Below are 19,644 nucleotides of genomic sequence, written 5' to 3'. Positions count from 1 at the left end.
GCACGCGGCCGGGCACGCCGTCCGGCCCCGGCCTCCGCGCCGCCGTCCGCCCTACCGGCCGTAGGTCTGGCCGCACACCACGGCCTGGGGGCTGTCCGCGGGCCAGCCGCCGTACGTCCGGCCCAGCGCGCACACGTCCGCCTGACTGCTCGGTACCCCCTTGACCAGGTCGGGGACGCGGGGGCGCGGCGTGTTCCCGTGCGGCCGCGACCGGTGCCCGGGGTCCGCGGCGCGAGGATGCGGACGCGGTGCGGTGTGCGGGGCCCGTGGCCGCTCGGGGTTCGCCGCCGGACCCGCGGCGCCACCGGCCGGGGGCGGCCCCGCGCGATGCCTCGGCGGGTGCCCGTCCCGGGGGGAAGGGCCGGTCATCTCCAGCGCCTCACGGGCCGGTGCCTGCACCACCTCCGCCCCGCCCCGCCCGTCGGGACGCGGCGCGGACGACGGCTGGGCCGAGGTGGCGGCCGGTCCCGGCGCGGGCGGACGTTGCACCGTCACACAGCCGGTGAGGGCCGAGACGGCGACGGTGACCAGGAGCGTCGCGGTGGTCGTCGTTCGATGCACCCGCGCAACAATGGCGCCTTCCCGGGCCCGGGGACAGCGGACAGGCGCAGGATGCCCCGCACGGGTGACCCTCGCCCCGGCCCTGACGGCGCACGGAGCCGGGCACACCGGGCTTCCCTGACGGCCGCGCCACGCGCACGCTCACCGCGCCGCTGCACCCCCGTCACGCGAGCCGGAGGTGCGGCGGGCCCTCGCGCCGGCCGGGCCCCATGTCCCCCCCATGTCCCCCCCCGTGGCCCCGGCCGGGTGACGTCACTCCCCGGTGGCTCCGTCGAGGCGTTCCCGGAGCAGGTCCGCGTGGCCGTTGTGCCGGGCGTACTCCTCGATCATGTGGGTGACGATCCAGCGCAGGGTGAAGACGTCGTCGGTCTGCCGGTGGCGCCCGGCGGAGACGTCGTCGAGGGCGTACCCGGCCGCGTTCTTGCGGGCGCTGTCGATCTCGGCCTGCCAGGTGGCGTACGCCTCCGCCCAGGTGTCCGCCTCGGTGAGCCGGAACTCGCCGTCGGGGTCGGCGTCGGTGTAGTAGATCGGCCCGGCGTCCTCGGCCACCAGGATCCGGCGGAACCAGGAGCGCTCGACCTCCGCCATGTGCCGCACCAGGCCCATCAGGGAGAGCATGGAGGGCGGCACCGAGGCCGTCCGCAACTGGGCGTCCGTCAGCCCCTCGCACTTGTGGGCCAGTGTCTGCCGGTGGTAGTCGAGCCACCCCTCCAGCATGGTGCGTTCGTCGGCGTCGGTCGCGGGTCCACGGCGGTCGTTGCTCATGCGCGCATCCTGCCAGCAGGGTCTGACAACCGCCCTCCCGTCCGGCGCCGGACGGCCCCGCCCGCGGTGTCCGACCGGCCCCGTAAGCTGTCGGCGACGCGGGCCGGGAGCCCGGAACCGGCGAGCGACAGGAGACCCCGTGAAGGTCGGCTGCATCGGACTGGGCGACATCGCGCAGAAGGCCTACCTGCCGGTCCTCGCCGGTCTCGGCGACATCGAACTGCACCTCCAGACCCGCACCCCGGCCACGCTCGCGCGGGTCGCCGACGGGCTCCACCTTCCGGCCGGGCAGCGCCACGCCACCCTCGACGCCCTGCTCGCCCAGGGCCTCGACGCCGCCTTCGTGCACGCGCCCACCCCGGTCCACCCGGAGATCGTGACCCGGCTGCTCGACGCGGGCGTCCCCACGTACGTCGACAAGCCGCTCGCCTACGAACTCGCCGACTCCGAGCGGCTGGTGGCGCTCGCCGAGGAGCGCGGTGTCTCCCTCGCCGTCGGCTTCAACCGGCGCTTCGCACCCGGCTACGCGCAGTGCGTCGAGCACCCGCGCGACCTGATCCTCCTCCAGAAGAACCGCGTCGGGCTCCCGGAGGAACCGCGCGCGATGATCCTGGACGACTTCATCCACGTCGTCGACACCCTGCGCTTCCTGGTGCCGGGACAGGTCGACGACGTGACCGTGCGCGCCCGCACCGAGGACGGGCTGCTGCACCACGTGGTGCTCCAGCTCTCCGGGGACGGCTTCACCGCGCTCGGGGTGATGAACCGGCTCAGCGGCTCGGCGGAGGAGATCCTGGAGGTGTCAGGGCAGGACAGCAAGCGCCAGGTCGTCAACCTCGCCGAGACGATCGACCACAAGGGGCAGCCGACGGTGCGCCGACGCGGCGACTGGGTGCCGGTGGCCCGTCAGCGCGGCATCGAGCAGGCGGTGCTCGCCTTCCTGGACGCGGTGCGCGCGGGCACGGTGCTCAGCGCCCGTGACGCACTGGAGAGTCACGAACTGTGCGAGCGGGTGGTGCGGGCGGTGCGGGAACGCTCCGCCTGAGCCGCAGCGCCCGCGCCCCCTCGGCCACCGCCCATCCCGCCAGGACCAGCAGCGCGCCCCGCACCGGCCAGTCGCCGAATCGGACGTAGAGCGTGGTGCCGGTCGCCACCGGCACCTCGAAGACGCGGGCGGTGTCGGCGCCGGTGCCCAGCCACGGGCCGATGCCCCGGCCGCCCGCGCCGTAGACGGCCGAGTCGCCGGTGAGCGTCGCGTGCACGACCGCGCGGCCGGTCTCGGCGGCCCGCAGCGCGGCGAGCGAGGCATGCTGCGGCGGGGCCCAGCTGTGCTGGAACGACGACGTCGAGGACTGCGCGACCAGCACCTGGGCGCCGTCCGACGCGAGGTGCCGGCTCATGTCGGGGAACGCCGTCTCGAAGCAGATCAGCGGGCCGATCCGCAGCCCGTGGCCGACGTCCATCAGGACCTGTTCGCTGCCTCGACGACGGTCCTCGCCCGCCGCCTTGCCGACCGAGGTCGCCCAGCCGAGCAGCGAACGGGCCGGTATGTACTCCCCGAAGGGCACCAGCCGCATCTTGTCGTACCGGTCGCCGGTCAATCCGTCGGGTCCGACGAGCACCGAGCTCTTGTAGATGCCGGGCCGGTCGGAGCGCGGGGCGTCCACGTTGACGAGGAGGTCGGCGCCGGTCTCCCGGGACAGCGCCGCCAGCCGCCGGGTCAGGTCCGGGCGGTCGGCGAGGTCGTGCCCCACGCTGCTCTCGCCCCAGACGACCAGGTCCGGGTGTTGTCCGGCGAGCGCCCGGGTGAGCCGCTCCTCGCGGGCGAACCGCTGGTCGGGTCCGGTGACGACACCGGGCTGGACGACGGCGATCCGCACCCGGTCCGTCACCTCGGGGCGCGGCGCCCACAGCCAGGCCGCCGAGCCGACCGCCGCGGTGGCGACCAGCCCGGCCAGCGCGGGCACCCGGGCGGCGCGGACCGCGATCAGCGCGGTGACCGCCACGTTCACCGTCACCACCAGGAAGCTCAGCAGCCACACCCCGCCGACCGAGGCCAGCCGCAGGGCGGGCGTCACCTGCCACTGGCTGGACCCGAGCAGCCCCCACGGGCCGCCGAGCCCCTGCCAGGACCTGACCAGTTCCACCATCAGCCACCCGGACGGCAGCACGCACAGGGCGCCCGCCACCCGTCCCGGGCCGGGGGTGCCGCCGAGGAAGCGGCGCACCAGCCAGCCCCACGGCGCCCACAGGGCGCCCAGCAGGGCGGCGATCAGGAAGATGAAGACGCTCAGGCTCGGCAGCAGCCAGTGGTGCACGGCCACCAGGAACCCGAACCCGCCCCACCAGCCGTCCAGCGCGGCCCGTCCGCCGGTCGGCGCGGAGCGCGCCAGCAGCATCCACGGGACGAGGGCCAGGTAGGCGAACCACCACCAGGACGGGGCGGGGAACGCCAGCACGGGCAGCGCACCCGCCAGCGCGGCGACGACCGAGCGGCGCCAGGGGGAGACGAGCCAGTGCCCGGGGTCCTTCATATGACGGAGCCTTCCTCCCTGTCCGGTGGCTCCAGTGTGCGTCCTGCGGAAGATCCGGAACAGGGGGTACCGCCGTCAGAGGGGCGGGAGGGCGGAGCGCCGGGCGTCCGGAGAGGGGCGCGGGGACGGAGTCCGGCCCTCCGCCGAAGCCGCGGAGCCCCCGGGCGTCCGGTGACGGTCGTCAGGGCACCCGGAGCGGACGCCGGGGGCGCGGGAACCCGGGGCGAGGGGGACTCGAGGGGCGCGCAGACCGGCGGCACGGGCAGCGCAGACGGCACCGACTGCGTCGGGGGCACAGGCACGGGCAGCGGAGGCGCCGCCTGCGGTGCGGGCGGCACAGGGCTCACCGGGGTCGCGGACGTCCCGTGTGTCACCGAAGCCCGGTGTGTCACCGGTGTCGTTGCTGCCCTTTGCGTCACCGGCGTCACCGGCGTCATCGTCGCCCCCTGCGTCACCGGCGGCGCGGGGCTTACGACCGGCGCCACTTCTCCGTCACCACGACCTCGATGAAGCGCCAGCCGTCGGCCGTGCGCACCAGGCCGAAGTCGTACCGTCCGCCGCACTCGAAGTCCGGGGCACCGGCCGGGGAACCCTCCGGCCCCGCGTCGCGGTCCGTGGCGAAGCGCATCGGGTTGATGAAGTCGGCCCGCACCCGCGCGGTGTCGCCGAGGTCCTGCTCCAGCGCCCCGAACCGGATCCGGCGGTTGACGATCAGGTGCTGGCGCATCGAGAACAGCCGCAGGCTCCCCGCGAGCCACTGGGCGACCTCCTCCGCGTCCCCCTCGACACCGCCCGCCGACCGGTAGTCCGCCCGGCCACCGGGTGCGAAGAGGGCCCGGTACGCCGTCCAGTCGCCGTCGTCCAGCGCGGCCGCGTACTCGGTCACCCACTCGTCGACGGCCAACCGGTCGATCACGGTGGCGAGTTCCACGCGCTGCGTCATTGGATCATTGTTGGGCACGGACGGGGCGAGGCCAAGGGCCCTGCGACCACAACCTTCCGCGTGGCGTCGCCGGGGCCCGGCATCCGGCGGCCCGTCGACGCGGCCACAGCCGCCGGGGCGCTCTGACCAGCGCTCCCGCTGTGCGCCCGTGCCCCTGCTTTCCCGCCGCGGCTGGTTTGATCGATGATCGATCATTAGAGTGAGGGGAGATCGCCCGCCTGGAGGAGGAGCCCTCATGACCCGACCCGTCACGGTCGTCACCGGTGGCAGCAGAGGGATCGGTGCCGCCGTCTGCCGACGGCTCGCCGCCGACGGGCACGACGTGGCGCTCGGGTACGTGCGGGACGCGGACGCCGCCGAGGAGGTCGCGCGGGAGGTGCGGGCGGCGGGCGCGCGGTGTGTCACCGTCCGGGTGGACACCGCCGAAGAGGCCGACGTGGAGCGGCTGTTCGACGTCGCCGAGGCCGAACTCGGGCCGGTCACCGGGCTGGTGAACAACGCGGGGGTGAGCGGCCCGCTCGGACGCCTCGCCGACACCGACACGGACGTGCTGCGCCGCGTCGTCGACGTCAACCTCCTCGGCACGCTGCTCTGTTCGCGCCGGGCGGCCCGGCTGATGACCGCGCGGGGGAGCGGCGCCATCGTCAACATCTCGTCGGGGGCGGCCACGCTCGGCAGCCCCGGCGAGTACGTCCACTACGCGGCGACCAAGGCGGCCGTGGACACCCTCACCCTGGGCCTGTCCAAGGAGCTGGGGCCGGACGGCGTCCGGGTCAACGCGGTCGCCCCCGGGGCCGTCGACACGGACATGCACGCGGCGATGGGCGACCCGGAGCGCGCACACCGGATGGCGCCCGGCATCCCGCTGCGCAGGCCGGGACAGCCCGAGGAGATCGCGGCGGCGGTGGCATGGCTGATGTCCCCGGACGCGTCCTACACGACCGGTGCGGTCCTGCGGGTCGCGGGCGGCCGCTGATCCCCGGCGCCGTCGCGGCCCTCGTGGCGCCGGGTGCGCCGACGACTCACCGGCCGGGGCGTGCTCAACTCCTCGTCCGCAGGCGCTCGAACGCCGTCGGGCGGGGACGGTCCGGCAGGAACTCCTTGATGCGCAGCGCGCATTCCCGCGCCGACGACCGGCCGGTGTCGCACTCCAGGTCGTAGACGCCGTGCGCGTGCACCTGCGCCAACTGCCGTACGGCCAGCCCCTCCGGGCGGTCCCCGCGCTCGCGCTCGCGCCGGGTCAGCTCGGCCGCGTCGCAGTGCACGCCGACGAGGACGACGTCGGGCGCGGACAGGACCGCCAGGCAGTCACGCAATCGCCACTCGGCGCTCAGCACATGGTCGACGACGACGTTGTTCCCGGCGGCGGCCATTCCCGCGACGGCGCGGTGGAAGCCCTGCCAGGTCCGGTGCAGGACGGTGGGCAGGGCGTCCGGCGGGACGGGGACCCGGGACCGCATCGCGTGGAACGCGTCGACGGGCAGATGGAAGTACGGCTCGTCGAGCATCGGCAGCAGCTCGGCCGCGATGCTCGACTTGCCCGAACTGGACGTGCCGTTGAGGAAGACGACCAGGCCCTGGCGCGGGGGAACGTCGCTGAGATGGTTCATGAGCGGGGTGCGCGGAGCGGGGCGCGGACGGCCCGACCGGTCGGGGTGCGCGGCGTCCGGGGCGTTCAGGCCGCTTCGACCACGGCCTCGCGGATCGCCTCGGCCCACTCGACCACCAGCAGCTCGTACTCCTCGCGCTCCTGGGCCGAGAGGGAGCCTCTCGCGCGCAGCCACAACGACCGGATCTGCTCGTTCACCTCGGCGGCGGACCGCACGGAACCAGGGACCACGGAATCGGGGGACATGCCGAACAGCCTAGGGGCAAGCACTGACACTGCGCTACCAGCCCGCTACCCGGCCGCTATGTCGTTGGTCACGAGTGGGGCCGGGGTGGCGCTGGACGGTCAAGTACGGGATCCGGTGGGCGAGTTCCGGCCGGACGGTCAGCCGGCCGATTCGGCGGCGTGCGGGCTGAGCACACCCGCCGTGACCAGCGCGATGATGACGATGCCGAGCACGACGCGGTACCAGACGAACGGCATGAAGCTCTTGCTGGAGATCCACTTCATGAACCAGGAGATGACCGCGTACCCGGAGACGAAGGCGATCGCCGTCGCGAACAGCGTCGGGCCCCAGGCGACGTGACCGCCCTCCAGGGCGTCCTTCGTCTCGAAGACGCCCGAGGCCAGCACGGCGGGGATGGCGAGCAGGAAGGAGTAACGGGCGGCAGCCTCACGGCGGTAGCCCATGAACAGGCCGCCGCTGATGGTGGCGCCGGAGCGGGAGACGCCCGGGATGAGGGCCATCGCCTGGCAGAAGCCGAAGATCAGACCGTCCTTGACGCCGAGGTCCTTCAGCTCCTTGCGCTGCTTGGGGGCGCGGTGCTTGCCGCCGTCCTCGTCGCGGGCGGCGAGCCGGTCTGCGATGCCTATGATCACGCCGACCACGATCAGCATCGTCGCGGTGATCCGCAGGTCGCGGAACGGGCCCTCGATGTGGTCCTTGAACAGCAGGCCGAGGACGCCGATCGGGATCGAGCCGACGATCACCAGCCAGCCCATCTGGGCGTCGTGGTCGGAGCGCAGCTCCTTGTTGAACAGGGAGCGAGTCCAGACGGAGATGATCCGCCCGATGTCCTTGCGGAAGTAGATCAGGACGGCGGCCTCGGTGCCGATCTGCGTGATCGCGGTGAAGGCGGCGCCGGGGTCCGACCAGCCGGAGAACGCCGCCGTCAGCCGCAGATGCGCGCTGGAGGAGACGGGGAGGAACTCGGTCAGCCCCTGGACGAGTCCGAGGATGAGGGATTCAAACCAAGACATGGGGTGATGGTGTCCAAGCGCTGATCGAGGGAGTCCGGAGAAAACGCCACGCCACCCGGCGCGGTGATCACGGGTGTCCGGGGAAGCCTAGCGTCCCCGGACGACGGCTCAGGCACAGGGGTTTGACGGGCGGGCGCCGCCAGGGCCGACGACCACGGACCGCCGGGCGGCGCAACGGTATGCCGGAGCAGCGGCGGACGCCGCGGGGACGCGCGGCGCGACGGGCCCGGGGTGCGCGGCAGGACGGTACGGCAAGGCCGCTGACCTGCCCCGGGACACGAGACGCCCCGGCGGGACACCGGGGAGCGGGCGCCGCGCCCCACGTGCCCGGACCCCGCCGACCGTCCGGACCTGACGTACCTGGACCCGACCGTCGTCGGACCTGACGTGCCTGGACCTGACCGTCGTCGGACCTGACTCGACGACAGTCGCACGTGACGTGCCCGGTGATCTGCCTGCTGATCCGGATCCGACGCGCCTGGACCGACGGCCCCCGATCCGACGCCCCCGGGACCCCGCCCGCCCCGATCCGGACCTGACGGCCCAGGACCCACCCCGACTCACCGCCCCCCGGGTCCCCTAACCCCGGCACCCCCTTCCCGCCCCGTTTCCCCCTCCCCTCCCGCCCCCGTTCGTCTCCCTCGCCCGCCCCCGACCCCGTCCCTCCCCGCCCGCGTCATGGTGTTGACCTGCGGTGGGGCCTCGGCTTACGTTGCAGCGGAGGGGAAAGCGCTTGCTGCAACGGGGGTCCGCTGTTCCGCCTCTCGGCCGTCGTTCCTCGGAGGAGTGCTGATCCCGCCCATGTCCACACCTCAGTCCGCACCAGGGTTCACCGGCCGCCGCATCCGGGCCGCGGTCGTCGGCACCGGCGCCATCGGGCGCGGCTCCCACCTGTCCGCCCTGACCGCGCTCGCGGACGAGGGCGAGGTGGAGGTCGTCGCGGCGGTCGACGTCGACGCCGCCGCGGCCGAGGAGTTCTGCCGGGCGGGCGGGGTCCCGCACGCCTACACCGACCTGGACCGGATGCTCGCGGAGCAGCGCCCCGACCTGGTCACCATCTGCACGCCGCCCACCCTGCACCGGGAGCAGAGCGTCGCCGCGCTGCGCGCCGGAGCCTGGGTCTGGTGCGAGAAGCCGCCGGTGCCGACGCTCGCCGACTACGCGGCGGTCGAGGCCGAGGAGGGTGCCGAGTCGGGACCGTACGCGTCGATCGTCTTCCAGCACCGCTTCGGATCCGGGTCGCGGCAGGTGCGCCGGTTGCTGGCCGGGGGCGCGCTCGGCCGCCCGCTCGTCGTGCACTGCCAGACCACCTGGTACCGCGACACCGCTTACTACGCGGTGCCGTGGCGCGGGCGGTGGGCGACCGAGGGCGGCGGGCCCGCCATGGGCCACGGCATCCACCAGATGGACCTGATGCTCGATCTGCTCGGCCCGTGGAGCGAGGTGCGGGCCATGGCCGGGCGGCTGGTGCACGACGTGGAGACCGAGGACGTCTCCACCGCCCTGGTGCGGTTCGCGAACGGCGCGCTGGCCACCGTCGTCAACAGCGTCCTGAGCCCCGACGAGGTCAGCCGCATCCGGATCGACTGCGAGCGCGCGACCGTCGAGCTGACCCATCTGTACGGGCACCGCAACGCCGACTGGCGGATCGTCCCGGCCCCGGACGTCCCCGGCGAGGACGTTGCCCGCTGGCAGGACTTCGGCGCCGACGTCCCCAGCGGCCACGTCGAGCAGTTGCGCGAGCTGATCGCGAGCATGCGGGCGGGGGAACGGCCGCGCGGCAGCGGCGCCGACGGGCGCACCAGCCTCGAACTGATCGCCGCGCTCTACAAGTCGGCGTTCACCGACCGCACGGTCCTGGCGGGCGAGATCGGCCCCGGAGACCCCTTCTTCACGTCCATGCACGGCGACGCGCCCGGCTGGGCCCCCGCCGCCCGGGAGGTGTCCGCGTGAGCGCCCCGCGCATCGTCCACGCGCACGGCGACCGCGTCACCGTCACCGATCCGGCGACCGGCGTGGACCTGCTCTCCTACGTCTACCGGCCGGAGACCGCGTGGGAGGCGTCCCGGCCCTACATCCACCCGCTCAGGACGCTGGCGGGGGACGTCGTCACCGACTACCGCCCGCACGACCACCGCTGGCACAAGGGCCTCTCCCTGACCGCCTCGCACCTGTCGGGCGCCAACCTGTGGGGCGGCAACTCCTACGTCCACGGCCAGGGGTACCTCGAACTCCCCGAGCGCGTCGGGTCGATGGCGCACGTCGCCTTCGACGAGGTCGGTGTCCGCGACGACCGGGCGGTGATCGCCGAACGGCTCACCTGGCACCCGCACGGCGGTGACCTGTGGGCCGACGAGAGCCGCCGCGTCGAGATCCACGACATCGACCACGACTCCGGTTCCTGGGCGCTGACCTGGACCAGCGCCATCACCAACCGGCGTGACGAACCCCTGCGGTTCGGCAGCCCGACCACCGCGGGGCGTGAACTGGCCGGTTACACGGGCCTGTTCTGGCGCGGCCCGCGCGCCTTCCGGGACGGTCTGATCCTCGCCCCCGAGGCCGAGGGCCCCGGCCTGATGGGACGTCAGGCACCCTGGCTGGCCTACTCGGGCGAGCACGACGGCACCGACGGCCACGCCACCCTCGTCTTCGCGCACGCCCCCGAGAACGACCACCTCGGCGCGGAAGGCGCCCACCCGGCCCACTGGTTCGTGCGCAACGAGCCGTTCGCCGCGGTCGCCCCGTCCTGGGCGTTCTACGACGAGTTGGAGCTCGCCCCGGGCGACACCCTCACCCGCCGCTATCGGGTCGTCGTCGCCGACGGCGCCTGGCGGCGTGCGGAGATCGCCGACTACCTCGCCGCGCACCCGTGGTGAGCGCCGCGCCCTACGAGGGGCTGCCGGGCGGGGTCGCGGTCTCCCGGCTCACGGTCTACGACTGGCCCGCCGCCGACGGCGTCCGCGGCGGAACTCCCCATCTGCACCTGACCTGTTCGGAGGCGTACGTCGTCACCGGCGGCCGGGGCGCGGTGCAGACCCTGACCGCGTCCAGGTACGAGGAGACGCCGCTGGAGCCGGGCACCGTCGCCTGGTTCACCCCGGGGACCATCCACCGGCTGGTCAACGAGGGCGAGTTGCGCGTCACCGTCCTCATGCAGAACAGCGGTCTGCCCGAGGCCGGTGACGCCGTGCTCACCCTGCCGCCCCGCTTCCTCACCGACCCCGCGACCTACGCGGCGGCCACCACCCTGCCCGCCGACGCCCCGGAGGCCGAGCGGGAGCGGGCGGCACGGGCCCGCCGCGACCTCGCCGTCGAGGGCTTCCTCGCCCTGCGCGCGGCCGAGGGCCCCGAGCCGCTGGCGGAGTTCCACCGGGCCGCCGCCGCGCTCGTCGAACCCCGGCTCGCCGGGTGGCGGGAACGCTGGCGGCGCGGCGCCGGGGCGGCTGCCGCGGCCACCGGCGTCCAACTGGACCGCCTCGCCGCCGGTGACGCCGGCCACCTCGCGCGGGCCGCCGTCCGCGCCGAACAGCCCTCCGAGCGCGGCCGGTTCGGCATGTGCGGGCGCCTCGACGTCTACCCGGGCGGTTAGCCGCCGCCGCTCACCGGAGGCGGAAGTGGTGGCGCCTGCGCCACGCGATCACCGTGCCGACCAGGGCCGGTACGGCGATGGCGGCCATCGCGATCAGGAAGGCCGGGGAGGTCGGCGCGGAGGCGCGGGCGCCCGCGACGACGTACGCGGCCGTGTTGGGGACGGAGCCCAGCGCGGTCGCCACCAGGAACGGAACCCAGCCCATGCGGGAGACGGCGGCGCAGTAGTTCGCCGCCCAGAACGGCACCCCGGGGAAGAGCCTGGCCGCCATCATGGAGCGGAACCCGTGCCTGCTGAGCTGCCCGTCGGCGGCCGTGAGCAGCCGCCCGCGCAGCAGCGGGCGCAGCGCCTCCTGGCCCAGCAGTCTGCCGAGGCCGAAGGCGACGCCCGCCCCGACGACCGTGCCCGCGAGCGCGGTGGCCAGCCCCAGTTGCGAGCCGAACAGGGCACCCGCGGCGAGGTTCAGCAGCGGTCTGGGCACGAACGCGACGGTGCACAGCCCGTACGCGACCGCGAAGACGCTGGCGGCGGTGACCCCGCCGAGCTGGGGCGGCCAGCCGTCGGCCAGCAGCCGCTGCGGCTCGAACAGCAGCACCGAACCCGCGGCCGCGGCGAGCAGCGCGAGGAGCAGGGACAGCCGCGACCAGGGCGACACCAGCACGCGGGCGCAGCGTGCGGTGAGCCCGCGCGGGACGGGGACGACTACGGCGAGCTCCGTGGCGGCGGCCCGGGGAACGGCCGGTGCGGTGCCCTCCGAGCGGAGTGGGGCATCGAGCATCCCGCGACACTAACCGACTCACGTGTCTGATCGCCGTATGGTTCGTCCCATGACCGTCACAGGCGCGGGGGCCCCGGACACCCCGCGCAGCGCTCTCGCCGACACCGTGATCGAGCGGTTGACGGTCCGCTACCCGGGAGCCGCCGACGCCGGGCGGGCCGCGTCGATGCGCGCCTACATGAAGGACGTCGCGCCCTTCCTGGGGCTGGCCAGTCCGGTCAGGCGGGCGCTGTCGCGCGAGGTGCTGGCGGGGCTGCCCGCGCCCACCGAGGCGGACTGCGCCGCGATCGCGCTGCGCTGCTGGGATCTGCCCGAGCGGGAGTACCGGTACTTCGCCACCGACTACCTGCGCCGGTACGCGGGCCGCTGCTCCGCCGGGTTCCTGCCGGTCGCCCGGCACCTGGTCGTCACCGTCCCGTGGTGGGACACCGTCGACGCGCTCGCCGCGCACGTGGTGGGCGCCCTGGTCGCGGCCGAGCCGCGGCTCGCCGCCGACATGGACGCCTGGATCGCCGACCCCGACCTGTGGGTGGCCCGCACGGCGCTGCTGCACCAGCTCAGGTACAGGGAGCGCACCGACACCGCGCGCCTCTTCGGCTACTGCCTGCGCCAGTCCGGCCACCCCGACTTCTTCGTCCGCAAGGCGATCGGCTGGAGCCTGCGCGAGTACGCCAAGACCGACCCGGAGGCCGTCCGGACGTTCCTGGCCCGCGAACGCGGCCGGTTCGCCCCGCTCTCGGTGCGCGAGGCCCTGAAGAACATCGGACCCTGAAGAACATCGGACCCTGAAGAACATCGGGCCCTGACCGGCATCGGGACGTGACGGACCTCGGGACGTGACCAACCTCGGCTCCTGGAAGACATCGGGCGTGCGGAACCTCAAGACCTGACGACGACCGGACCCTCGGGCCGGGGCGGCGCGAGGCGGCGTCCGGGTGGCGGACGGGTGACCGTCGGTCGGTGGCCGGGCCGTGGCCGAGCGGCGTCCGGGCGGCGGAAAACCTGTCGACGCGGGTGCCCGCGTCGGCGAGGATCGCCTCATGTTCCGGTACGCCTTCCTCCTCGCAGCATCCGCGCTCGCGGACGCGCCGAAGGCTGCCGCGCGGATCCTCCTGACCGCCGTCGACGGCGCCCGAAGCTGACCCTTCCCGGATCGTCCGGCGGACCCCGCAGGGGGAGGGTCGGCGAAGACCCGGGGTCCCGGCAGCCATCACGAGGCTTCGAGGTATCGCCATGTCCAAGACTGCTTACGTGCGCACCAAGCCGCACCTGAACATCGGCACCATGGGTCACGTCGACCACGGCAAGACCACCCTGACCGCCGCCATCACCAAGGTCCTCGCCGAGCGCGGCACCAGCACCTTCGTGCCGTTCGACCGCATCGACCGGGCCCCGGAGGAGGCCGCCCGCGGCATCACCATCAACATCGCGCACGTCGAGTACGAGACCGACACCCGCCACTACGCCCACGTCGACCTGCCGGGTCACGCCGACTTCATCAAGAACATGATCACCGGGGCCGCGCAGCTCGACGGCGCGATCCTCGTCGTCTCCGCGCTCGACGGGATCATGCCGCAGACCGCCGAACACGTCGTGCTCGCCCGGCAGGTGGGCGTGGACCACATCGTCGTCGCCCTGAACAAGGCGGACGCGGGCGACGAGGAGCTGATCGACCTGGTCGAGCTGGAGGTCCGCGAACTGCTCACCGCGCACGGGTACGGGGGTGACGCGGTGCCGGTGGTCCGGGTCTCCGGGCTGCGGGCGCTGGCCGGGGACCCGCGCTGGACGGCGTCCGTGGAGGCGCTGCTCGACGCGGTGGACACGTACGTGCCGCTGCCCGAGCGGTACCTGGACGCGCCGTTCCTGCTGCCGGTGGAGAACGTGCTCACCATCACCGGGCGCGGCACGGTCGTGACGGGCGCGGTGGAGCGGGGCGTGGTGCGCGTCGGCGACCGGGTCGAGGTGCTCGGCGCCGGTGCCGAGACCGTCGTCACCGGTCTGGAGACCTTCGGCAAGCCGATGTCGGAGGCGCAGGCGGGCGACAACGTGGCGCTGCTGCTGCGCGGGGTCGCGCGGGACACCGTCCGGCGCGGGCACGTCGTGGCGGCCCCGGGCAGTGTCGTGCCCCGGCGCCGGTTCACCGCGCGGGTGTACGTCCTGTCGACCCACGAGGGCGGCCGCTCGACTCCGGTCTCCACCGGCTACCGGCCGCAGTTCCACATCCGCACCGCGGACGTCGTCGGCGACGTCGACCTCGGCGCGACGGCGGTGGCCCGCCCCGGCGACACGGTCACCATGGCGGTGGAGCTGGGCCGTGACGTCCCGTTGGAGCCCGGTCTCGGCTTCGCCGTCCGCGAGGGCGGACGCACGGTCGGCGCGGGCACGGTGACGTCGGTCGGCTGACACCGGACGACCGACGGCCCCGCACGGCCGACGCCGGCCAAGTGGTGCCGTTCGCCGAACGCCGGACGGCTGACGCCGGTCAAGTGGTGCCGTTCGCTGGACGGCTGACGCCGGTCAAGTGGTCTCGTTCGCCCGATGCCGGACGGCTGGTTCCGTTCTGCCGACGCCGGACGGCTGACCCCGCGCGCCCGGTCCCCGGTGCCCGTGCTCCCCGCGAGGGGGCGGGCGCCGGGGGCCGGGGACGGGTGCGTGGTCCCCGGGGAGGGGGCGGGCGGCGGGTCGGCGGGCGGGCGCGGACCGGCACAATGGGGGGCGTGAACGACCCCATACCCGTGACGCGCGACGTCGATCACGGCACCGCCAAGCTGATGCCGGACGTCGACCGGGAACGGGCCTGGCTGCTGACCGTCGACGGGGCCCCGCAGTCCTACGTCGACCTGGACGAACCCGACCACCTGGAGTTCGAGTACACCCGGCGGCTCGGGCACGTCCTCGACCTGCTCGCCCGCCCCGGCCGGCCCCTCGACGCGCTGCACCTCGGGGGCGGCGCGCTCACCCTGCCCCGCTACCTCGCCGCCACCCGCCCCGGGTCCCGGCAGGACGTCGTCGAGGCGGACGGGGCTCTCCTCGCCCTGGTCGCCGAGCATCTGCCGCTGCCCGCGGGCGCCCCCGTCACCCTGCACACCGCCGACGCCCGCGCCTGGCTCGAAACCGCCCCCGACGCCTCCGCCGACGTGATCGTGGCCGACGTCTTCGGCGGCTCACGGGTGCCCGCGCACCTCACCTCGGTCACCTACGCGGCCGAGGCCGAGCGGGTGCTGCGACCGTCAGGTGTCTACCTCGCCAACCTCGCCGACGCCGCGCCCTTCGACTTCCTGCGCGGCCAACTCGCCACCTTCCAGACGGTGTTCGAGGAGCTGACGCTGATCGTGGAACCGGCGGTGCTGCGCGGCCGGCGGTTCGGCAACGCGGTGCTGGTCGCCGCCCACCGGCCCCTGGACACGGCCGCGTTGACCCGGCTGACCGCAGGGGACGTCTTCCCGGCCCGGGTCGAACACGGGCCGGGGCTGCGGGACTTCGTCGGGCGGGCGCGGCCGGTGCGGGACGAGGAGGCCGTCCCGTCGCCCGAGCCGCCCGCCGGGGCCTTCGGCATCGGCTGAACCCCCGCCCCCCTGACCCCGGACCCGGACCCGGCCCGCGTCAGCTGGTCGGGGCCTGGCCGGAGAGCCGGACGGTGCTCATGATCTTCATGATGGTGGCGTCCGAGACCTCCCCGTCGACACCGGTCGCCCCGTACAGGCACCAGGCCACGAACTCCGACTTGGCGTTCTTGAAACCGAACGTGATCGCCTTGCCGTCGCTCGCGCACTTGGAGGTGCCGAGCTGCGGGCTGTCCTTGGAGCGGGCCCAGGCGTACTTGCCCTCGATGCCGGACGCGGTCGTGTACGCCGTGCCCTTCTTGTCCATGGTGATGCTCTTCTTGTCCGGCTGGGTGTAGCCGCCGTAGACCCACCACGGGACCTGGTTGACGGCCACCTCGTCGGTGTCCTTGGCGCCGTCCGCGCCCTTGGTGCCGACGGTGGCGAGCGCCGTGTCGGAGGTGCGGCCGTCCTTGTCGTCGTCGGAGGTGCACCACTTCGACTTGTAGTAGGCGGGCGCCGACATCACGATGAGCGGCTTGCCGTCGGACTTCTTGGAGTCGTCCTCAAAGCCCACGCTGGTGCCCGAGGTCGCGATCTCCCAGTCGGCGGGCACGTCGAAGGCGGTGCCCCAGCGGGGGTTCACGACCACCTTCCACCCGGCGACGGTCGGCTGCTCGGCCGCGCCCCCGCGCGGGTTGTCGTCCCCGCCGGTCGCGCTCGGCGAGGCGGAGGAGGGGGCGGACGCCGAGGTGCTCGGCTTGCCGTCCGTGTCCTTCGCCTTGTCGTCCTTGTCGCCGCCCAGCACCAGGAAGCCGGTCACGCCCGCGGCCACGACGACGGCCGTCGCCGCCACGATCGCCACCAGCTTCGTCCGGTTGCCGCCCCCGCCGCCGCCCGGCTTGGGGAGACCCGGCTGGGTCGGCGCACCCCATTCCGGCTGCGTCCCGTACGGACCCGGCTGCTGGTAGCCGGGCTGCTGGTACGGGTTCGGCTGCTGGTACCCCGGCTGCTGGTACGGGTTGCCGTTCTGCCCTTGCGGATTCTGCTCGCCCCCGGGCGGCTGCTGTCCTGGCCACATGGGGAGCAACCCTAATGCTGTCAGGGACACGATTCGGTCACCGCGACTCGTCAGGGACGTAGCGATCGGCGGGACGGCGGGTGCGGCACGGATCTGGTCAGCGGTCGCTACTCGTGGGTAACATGCTGGTCATGAGCACAGACCAGATGTCCGTCGGCGAGCTGCTCGCCGCCACCGTGCCGATGGTTCGCACGCTGAACCTGGAGTACCTGGAGACGACTCCGGAGCGAGCCGTCATGGAGCTGCCCGACCAGGGCGAGTTCCGCAACCACGTCGGCGGTCCGCACGCGGGCGCCATGTTCACGCTGGCGGAGTCGGCGAGCGGCGCGATCGTGCTGGCCGCGTTCGGCGACCAGTTGACGCGCGCGGTGCCGCTCGCGGTCAACGCCGAGATCGCGTACAAGAAGCTCGCCCTCGGCCGGGTCAGGGCCACCGCGACCCTCGGCCGCCCGATCGCCGACGTGGTGGCCGAACTCGACGAGGGCAAGCGCCCGGAGTTCCCGGTGACGGTCTCCCTCCAGCGCGAGGACGGCGCCGTCACCGGCGAGATGACCGTCCTGTGGACCCTGCGCCCCAACAACCCGAGCTGAGCCGACGGCGGTCGGACCCGGCGACCGTGCAACCCCGGCTGAGCCGAAGGCGGTCGGACCCGGCGCGCGCGGACCCCGGCCGACCGCGCGGTGTCCGCTGTCCGGTGTCCGTGACATCCGCGCGGGCCCGGTGGGGCACCGCAACTCCCGGCCCGGTCTCCGTCCCTCCCTGGCCGGGCAACCGCCGCTCCCCGGGCCGGACATCGCAGTACCCCGCGCCGGGCGCCGCCGCTTGCGGTTCGGTCAGGCGGCGACCGGCTTCGGGCGGGTGGTCGTGCCGTCGTCCGTCAGGCCCGCCACGAACTCCTTCAGCCAGGACGTGAACTCCGGTCCCAGGTCGTCGCGTTCGCAGGCCAGACGGACCACCGTGCGCAGGTAGTCGGCCTTGTCGCCGGTGTCGTAGCGCAGCCCGTCGAAGACCACCCCGTGCACGGTCCCGGCCGCCGCCAACTCCTGGAGCGCGTCGGTCAGCTGGATCTCGCCGCCGCGGCCGGGCGGCGTCCGCTCCAGGGTGTCGAACACGGCCGGGTCCAGGACGTAGCGGCCGATGACCGCGTAGGCGCTGGGCGCGTCCTCGGCGGACGGCTTCTCCACCAGGCCGGTGACCCGCACCACCCCGTCCTCGCCGGTCGGTCGCACGGCCGCGCAGCCGTAGAGGTGGATCTGCTCCCGCGGCACCTCCATGAGCGCGACGACGCTTCCCGCGCGCCGGTCGCGGACGTCGAGCATCCGGCTCAGCAGGGTCTCGCGCGGGTCGATCAGGTCGTCGCCGAGCAGTACCGCGAAGGGCTGGTCGCCGACGTGCCGCCGGGCGCAGAGCACGGCGTGCCCGAGGCCGAGCGGCTCGCCCTGCCGGATGTGGTGGATGCTGGCCAGCCTGGCGGGGTCGCGCACCGCGTCCAGCCGGACCGCGTCGCCCTTGGCGGCGAGCGCCTGCTCCAGCTCGAAGGCGTTGTCGAAGTGGTCCTCGATGGCCCGCTTGTGGCGGCCGGTGACCATGAGGACGTCGTCCAGCCCGGCCGCCGCGGCCTCCTCGACGACGTACTGGATGGCCGGCTTGTCGACGACCGGCAGCATCTCCTTGGGGGTGGCCTTGGTCGCGGGCAGGAACCGGGTGCCGAGTCCGGCGGCGGGGACGACGGCCTTGCGGACGGCGCGGGTGCTCGTGGCGTGGGGGATGGTCATGCGGCCATGCTGGGACACCTGGATGAGAGTCCGCCGGGAGAAACGTCGGAGCCCGCTGTGTGTCCGCCCGGTCGGCCCGGGAGCCGGCCGCGCGCACGGGAGCCCGCAGGGGGAGCGGGCGGGGGGCGTTATTGCGGAATACGGGTGCGGGAAGCGCCGGTAACTGCCGTGTGGTGCGCGGTTCTTGAATCCCCTCACGCGACCTTCTTGTTTCCTGTGAGGCTATTGTGCGAAAGTGAGCGGCCCTTAGCGCTTCGTGATCGAAGTCCGCATAGGTACGCACCAATCAGGCGCCTGTATTTCCGACAGACGCGCAGAAGCGGTTCGCCGCCTGCGCCTTGGAAGGAATTGGTTCCGTGCAACCGCCCCACCCGCCGCGCCCGTCCCGTCCGCCGCGCCCCGGACCGCCGTTCGGGGAGTCCGACCTCCAGCTCGTGGCCCGGCGGGCGGCGGGGCCCGCGGGAGCGGCGGCACAGGCGAGCGCCCTGCTGCTGGCTAGGCACTGGCGGGCGGCCCAGGACTACGCGGTCATCTGCATGGCGTCCACCGAGGCGTCCGCCTCCATGGTGGCCGCCGCCGCGTTCCACCGGGTCCTCGACCGCCCGGCCGACGGCGCTTTCCGGCCCCAACTGCTCGCCGCCGTCCGGGACATGGTGAAACAGTGGGCCGCCGACGAGAGTATTTCCGGAGCGCTGCCCGAACTCCGCAAACCGACCGGTGGCCGGGGACTGCGGATCGCGCGCGCGGCCACCTCCGAAAGGCGGCAGCTCGCCGAACGCGCTTTCCAAGGTCTTCCCGCGGTCTCCCAGTGCCTGCTCTGGCACACGGAAGTCGAAGCCGAACCGCTCTCCGTGCCCGCGGGTCTGTCCGGGATCGACGAGGCGACCGCGGCATTCGGACTCGAACAGGCCCGCGAACAATTCAGGTCAGCGTGTGTCCGCGCCCACCGCGAACTCGCGCCCACCACCGCGTGCCGGTTCCACAACCGCCTCCTCGACGTCCCGATCCGCCGGGGCGGCCCCCTGCCCGCCGATGTCAGGCAGCACCTGGCCGAGTGCCGCTACTGCCGCCACGCCGCCGAGCAGCTCAGCCACGTCGACGACGCGCTCGGCGTGCTGCTCGCCGAGACCGTGCTCGGCTGGGGCGCCCACCGCTACCTCGCCGCCCGCCCCGGCCGCGGCGGCGCCCCGCCGGGACCGCCCCGCCG

General features: G+C 74.0%; 19 protein-coding genes and 1 pseudogene. 10 read left to right on the top strand and 10 right to left on the bottom strand.

Features of this window, described 5'->3' with window-relative positions; all coding sequences use genetic code 11:
- Positions 1-51: 51 nt before the first annotated feature.
- Both GA0115242_RS28275 and GA0115242_RS28270 read right to left on the bottom strand, forming a co-directional pair.
- Positions 52-561: a hypothetical protein gene (locus GA0115242_RS28275; protein ID WP_093833387.1), complete on the bottom strand. Its 510-nt coding sequence runs from the start codon at positions 559-561 to the stop codon at positions 52-54.
- 252 nt (positions 562-813) lie between these two features.
- On the bottom strand, positions 814-1,326 hold the full coding sequence (locus tag GA0115242_RS28270; protein ID WP_093833385.1) for a DinB family protein: 513 nt from the start codon (positions 1,324-1,326) through the stop codon (positions 814-816).
- A gap of 139 nt (positions 1,327-1,465) precedes the next feature.
- On the opposite strand from GA0115242_RS28270, the gene GA0115242_RS28265 reads away from it, so the two are divergent.
- Entirely contained in the window at positions 1,466-2,371 is a 906-nt protein-coding gene (locus GA0115242_RS28265; protein ID WP_093833383.1) for a Gfo/Idh/MocA family protein, read from the top strand.
- Here GA0115242_RS28265 and lnt read toward each other — a convergent pair.
- Together lnt and GA0115242_RS28255 are read right to left on the bottom strand one after the other, a co-directional pair.
- Positions 2,295-3,860, bottom strand: coding sequence for an apolipoprotein N-acyltransferase (gene lnt, locus GA0115242_RS28260; RefSeq protein WP_093833381.1), 1,566 nt, complete (start codon positions 3,858-3,860; stop codon positions 2,295-2,297). The two genes, GA0115242_RS28265 and lnt, sit on opposite strands and share 77 nt — an antisense overlap.
- A gap of 469 nt (positions 3,861-4,329) precedes the next feature.
- Positions 4,330-4,803: a nuclear transport factor 2 family protein gene (locus tag GA0115242_RS28255; protein WP_093833379.1), complete on the bottom strand. Its 474-nt coding sequence runs from the start codon at positions 4,801-4,803 to the stop codon at positions 4,330-4,332.
- A 235-nt stretch (positions 4,804-5,038) separates the two neighbouring features.
- On the opposite strand from GA0115242_RS28255, the gene GA0115242_RS28250 reads away from it, so the two are divergent.
- Positions 5,039-5,779, top strand: a complete 741-nt coding sequence (locus GA0115242_RS28250) for an SDR family NAD(P)-dependent oxidoreductase (RefSeq protein ID WP_093833377.1) — start codon at positions 5,039-5,041, stop codon at positions 5,777-5,779.
- 64 nt (positions 5,780-5,843) lie between these two features.
- Here the strand turns inward: GA0115242_RS28250 and GA0115242_RS28245 are convergent, their stop codons facing one another.
- The 3 genes from GA0115242_RS28245 to GA0115242_RS28235 form a co-directional block, all read right to left on the bottom strand.
- Complete coding sequence (locus GA0115242_RS28245; RefSeq protein WP_093833375.1) at positions 5,844-6,413, bottom strand: chloramphenicol phosphotransferase CPT family protein; 570 nt, start codon at positions 6,411-6,413, stop codon at positions 5,844-5,846.
- Between the two features lie 65 nt (positions 6,414-6,478).
- Positions 6,479-6,658, bottom strand: coding sequence for a hypothetical protein (locus GA0115242_RS28240; RefSeq protein WP_093833431.1), 180 nt, complete (start codon positions 6,656-6,658; stop codon positions 6,479-6,481).
- 138 nt (positions 6,659-6,796) lie between these two features.
- Positions 6,797-7,672 carry an undecaprenyl-diphosphate phosphatase gene (locus GA0115242_RS28235; RefSeq protein WP_093833373.1) on the bottom strand — a complete coding sequence of 292 codons (876 nt, stop codon included), beginning with the start codon at positions 7,670-7,672 and terminating at the stop codon, positions 6,797-6,799.
- 801 nt (positions 7,673-8,473) lie between these two features.
- On the opposite strand from GA0115242_RS28235, the gene GA0115242_RS28230 reads away from it, so the two are divergent.
- From GA0115242_RS28230 to GA0115242_RS28220, 3 genes are read left to right on the top strand one after another with little or no spacing between them, the layout of a single operon-like run.
- The gene (locus GA0115242_RS28230) at positions 8,474-9,625 is read left to right on the top strand and encodes a Gfo/Idh/MocA family protein (RefSeq protein ID WP_093833371.1); all 1,152 of its coding nucleotides are present in this window, start codon (positions 8,474-8,476) and stop codon (positions 9,623-9,625) included.
- Complete coding sequence (locus tag GA0115242_RS28225) at positions 9,622-10,548, top strand: DUF6807 domain-containing protein (protein ID WP_093833369.1); 927 nt, start codon at positions 9,622-9,624, stop codon at positions 10,546-10,548. Before GA0115242_RS28230 ends, GA0115242_RS28225 begins: the two co-directional genes overlap by 4 nt.
- Positions 10,542-11,261, top strand: coding sequence for a cupin domain-containing protein (locus GA0115242_RS28220; protein ID WP_093833367.1), 720 nt, complete (start codon positions 10,542-10,544; stop codon positions 11,259-11,261). The genes GA0115242_RS28225 and GA0115242_RS28220 overlap by 7 nt, the downstream gene beginning before the upstream one ends.
- Before the next feature lie 10 nt (positions 11,262-11,271).
- Here GA0115242_RS28220 and GA0115242_RS28215 read toward each other — a convergent pair whose 3' ends face one another.
- On the bottom strand, positions 11,272-12,039 hold the full coding sequence (locus GA0115242_RS28215) for a TVP38/TMEM64 family protein (protein ID WP_093833365.1): 768 nt from the start codon (positions 12,037-12,039) through the stop codon (positions 11,272-11,274).
- A gap of 49 nt (positions 12,040-12,088) precedes the next feature.
- Here GA0115242_RS28215 and GA0115242_RS28210 point away from each other — a divergent pair, with 49 nt between their 5' ends.
- From GA0115242_RS28210 to GA0115242_RS28200, 3 genes are all read left to right on the top strand, one after another.
- Positions 12,089-12,811 carry a DNA alkylation repair protein gene (locus GA0115242_RS28210; RefSeq protein WP_093833363.1) on the top strand — a complete coding sequence of 241 codons (723 nt, stop codon included), beginning with the start codon at positions 12,089-12,091 and terminating at the stop codon, positions 12,809-12,811.
- A 461-nt stretch (positions 12,812-13,272) separates the two neighbouring features.
- Positions 13,273-14,442, top strand: coding sequence for an elongation factor Tu (gene tuf, locus GA0115242_RS28205; protein ID WP_093833361.1), 1,170 nt, complete (start codon positions 13,273-13,275; stop codon positions 14,440-14,442).
- A gap of 314 nt (positions 14,443-14,756) precedes the next feature.
- A complete protein-coding gene (locus GA0115242_RS28200; RefSeq protein ID WP_093833429.1) occupies positions 14,757-15,602 on the top strand; it encodes a spermidine synthase in 846 nt (281 codons plus the stop codon).
- A 40-nt stretch (positions 15,603-15,642) separates the two neighbouring features.
- Here the strand turns inward: GA0115242_RS28200 and GA0115242_RS28195 are convergent, their stop codons facing one another.
- Positions 15,643-16,662: a hypothetical protein gene (locus GA0115242_RS28195; RefSeq protein ID WP_093833359.1), complete on the bottom strand. Its 1,020-nt coding sequence runs from the start codon at positions 16,660-16,662 to the stop codon at positions 15,643-15,645.
- A 146-nt stretch (positions 16,663-16,808) separates the two neighbouring features.
- Between GA0115242_RS28195 and GA0115242_RS28190 the strand changes: the two genes are divergently transcribed.
- Positions 16,809-17,252: a DUF4442 domain-containing protein gene (locus tag GA0115242_RS28190; protein WP_093833427.1), complete on the top strand. Its 444-nt coding sequence runs from the start codon at positions 16,809-16,811 to the stop codon at positions 17,250-17,252.
- 243 nt (positions 17,253-17,495) lie between these two features.
- On the opposite strand, the gene galU is transcribed toward GA0115242_RS28190, so the two are convergent.
- Complete coding sequence (gene galU / locus GA0115242_RS28185; RefSeq protein ID WP_093833357.1) at positions 17,496-18,437, bottom strand: UTP--glucose-1-phosphate uridylyltransferase GalU; 942 nt, start codon at positions 18,435-18,437, stop codon at positions 17,496-17,498.
- A gap of 356 nt (positions 18,438-18,793) precedes the next feature.
- On the opposite strand from galU, the pseudogene GA0115242_RS28180 reads away from it, so the two are divergent.
- Positions 18,794-19,644, top strand: a pseudogene (locus GA0115242_RS28180) (hydrolase); the annotation flags it as partial.

Origin of the sequence: Streptomyces sp. SolWspMP-5a-2 (assembly GCF_900091845.1) — a bacterium.
Lineage (GTDB): Bacteria > Actinomycetota > Actinomycetes > Streptomycetales > Streptomycetaceae > Streptomyces > Streptomyces doudnae.
This window is presented reverse-complemented; position numbering and strand designations above follow the sequence as displayed.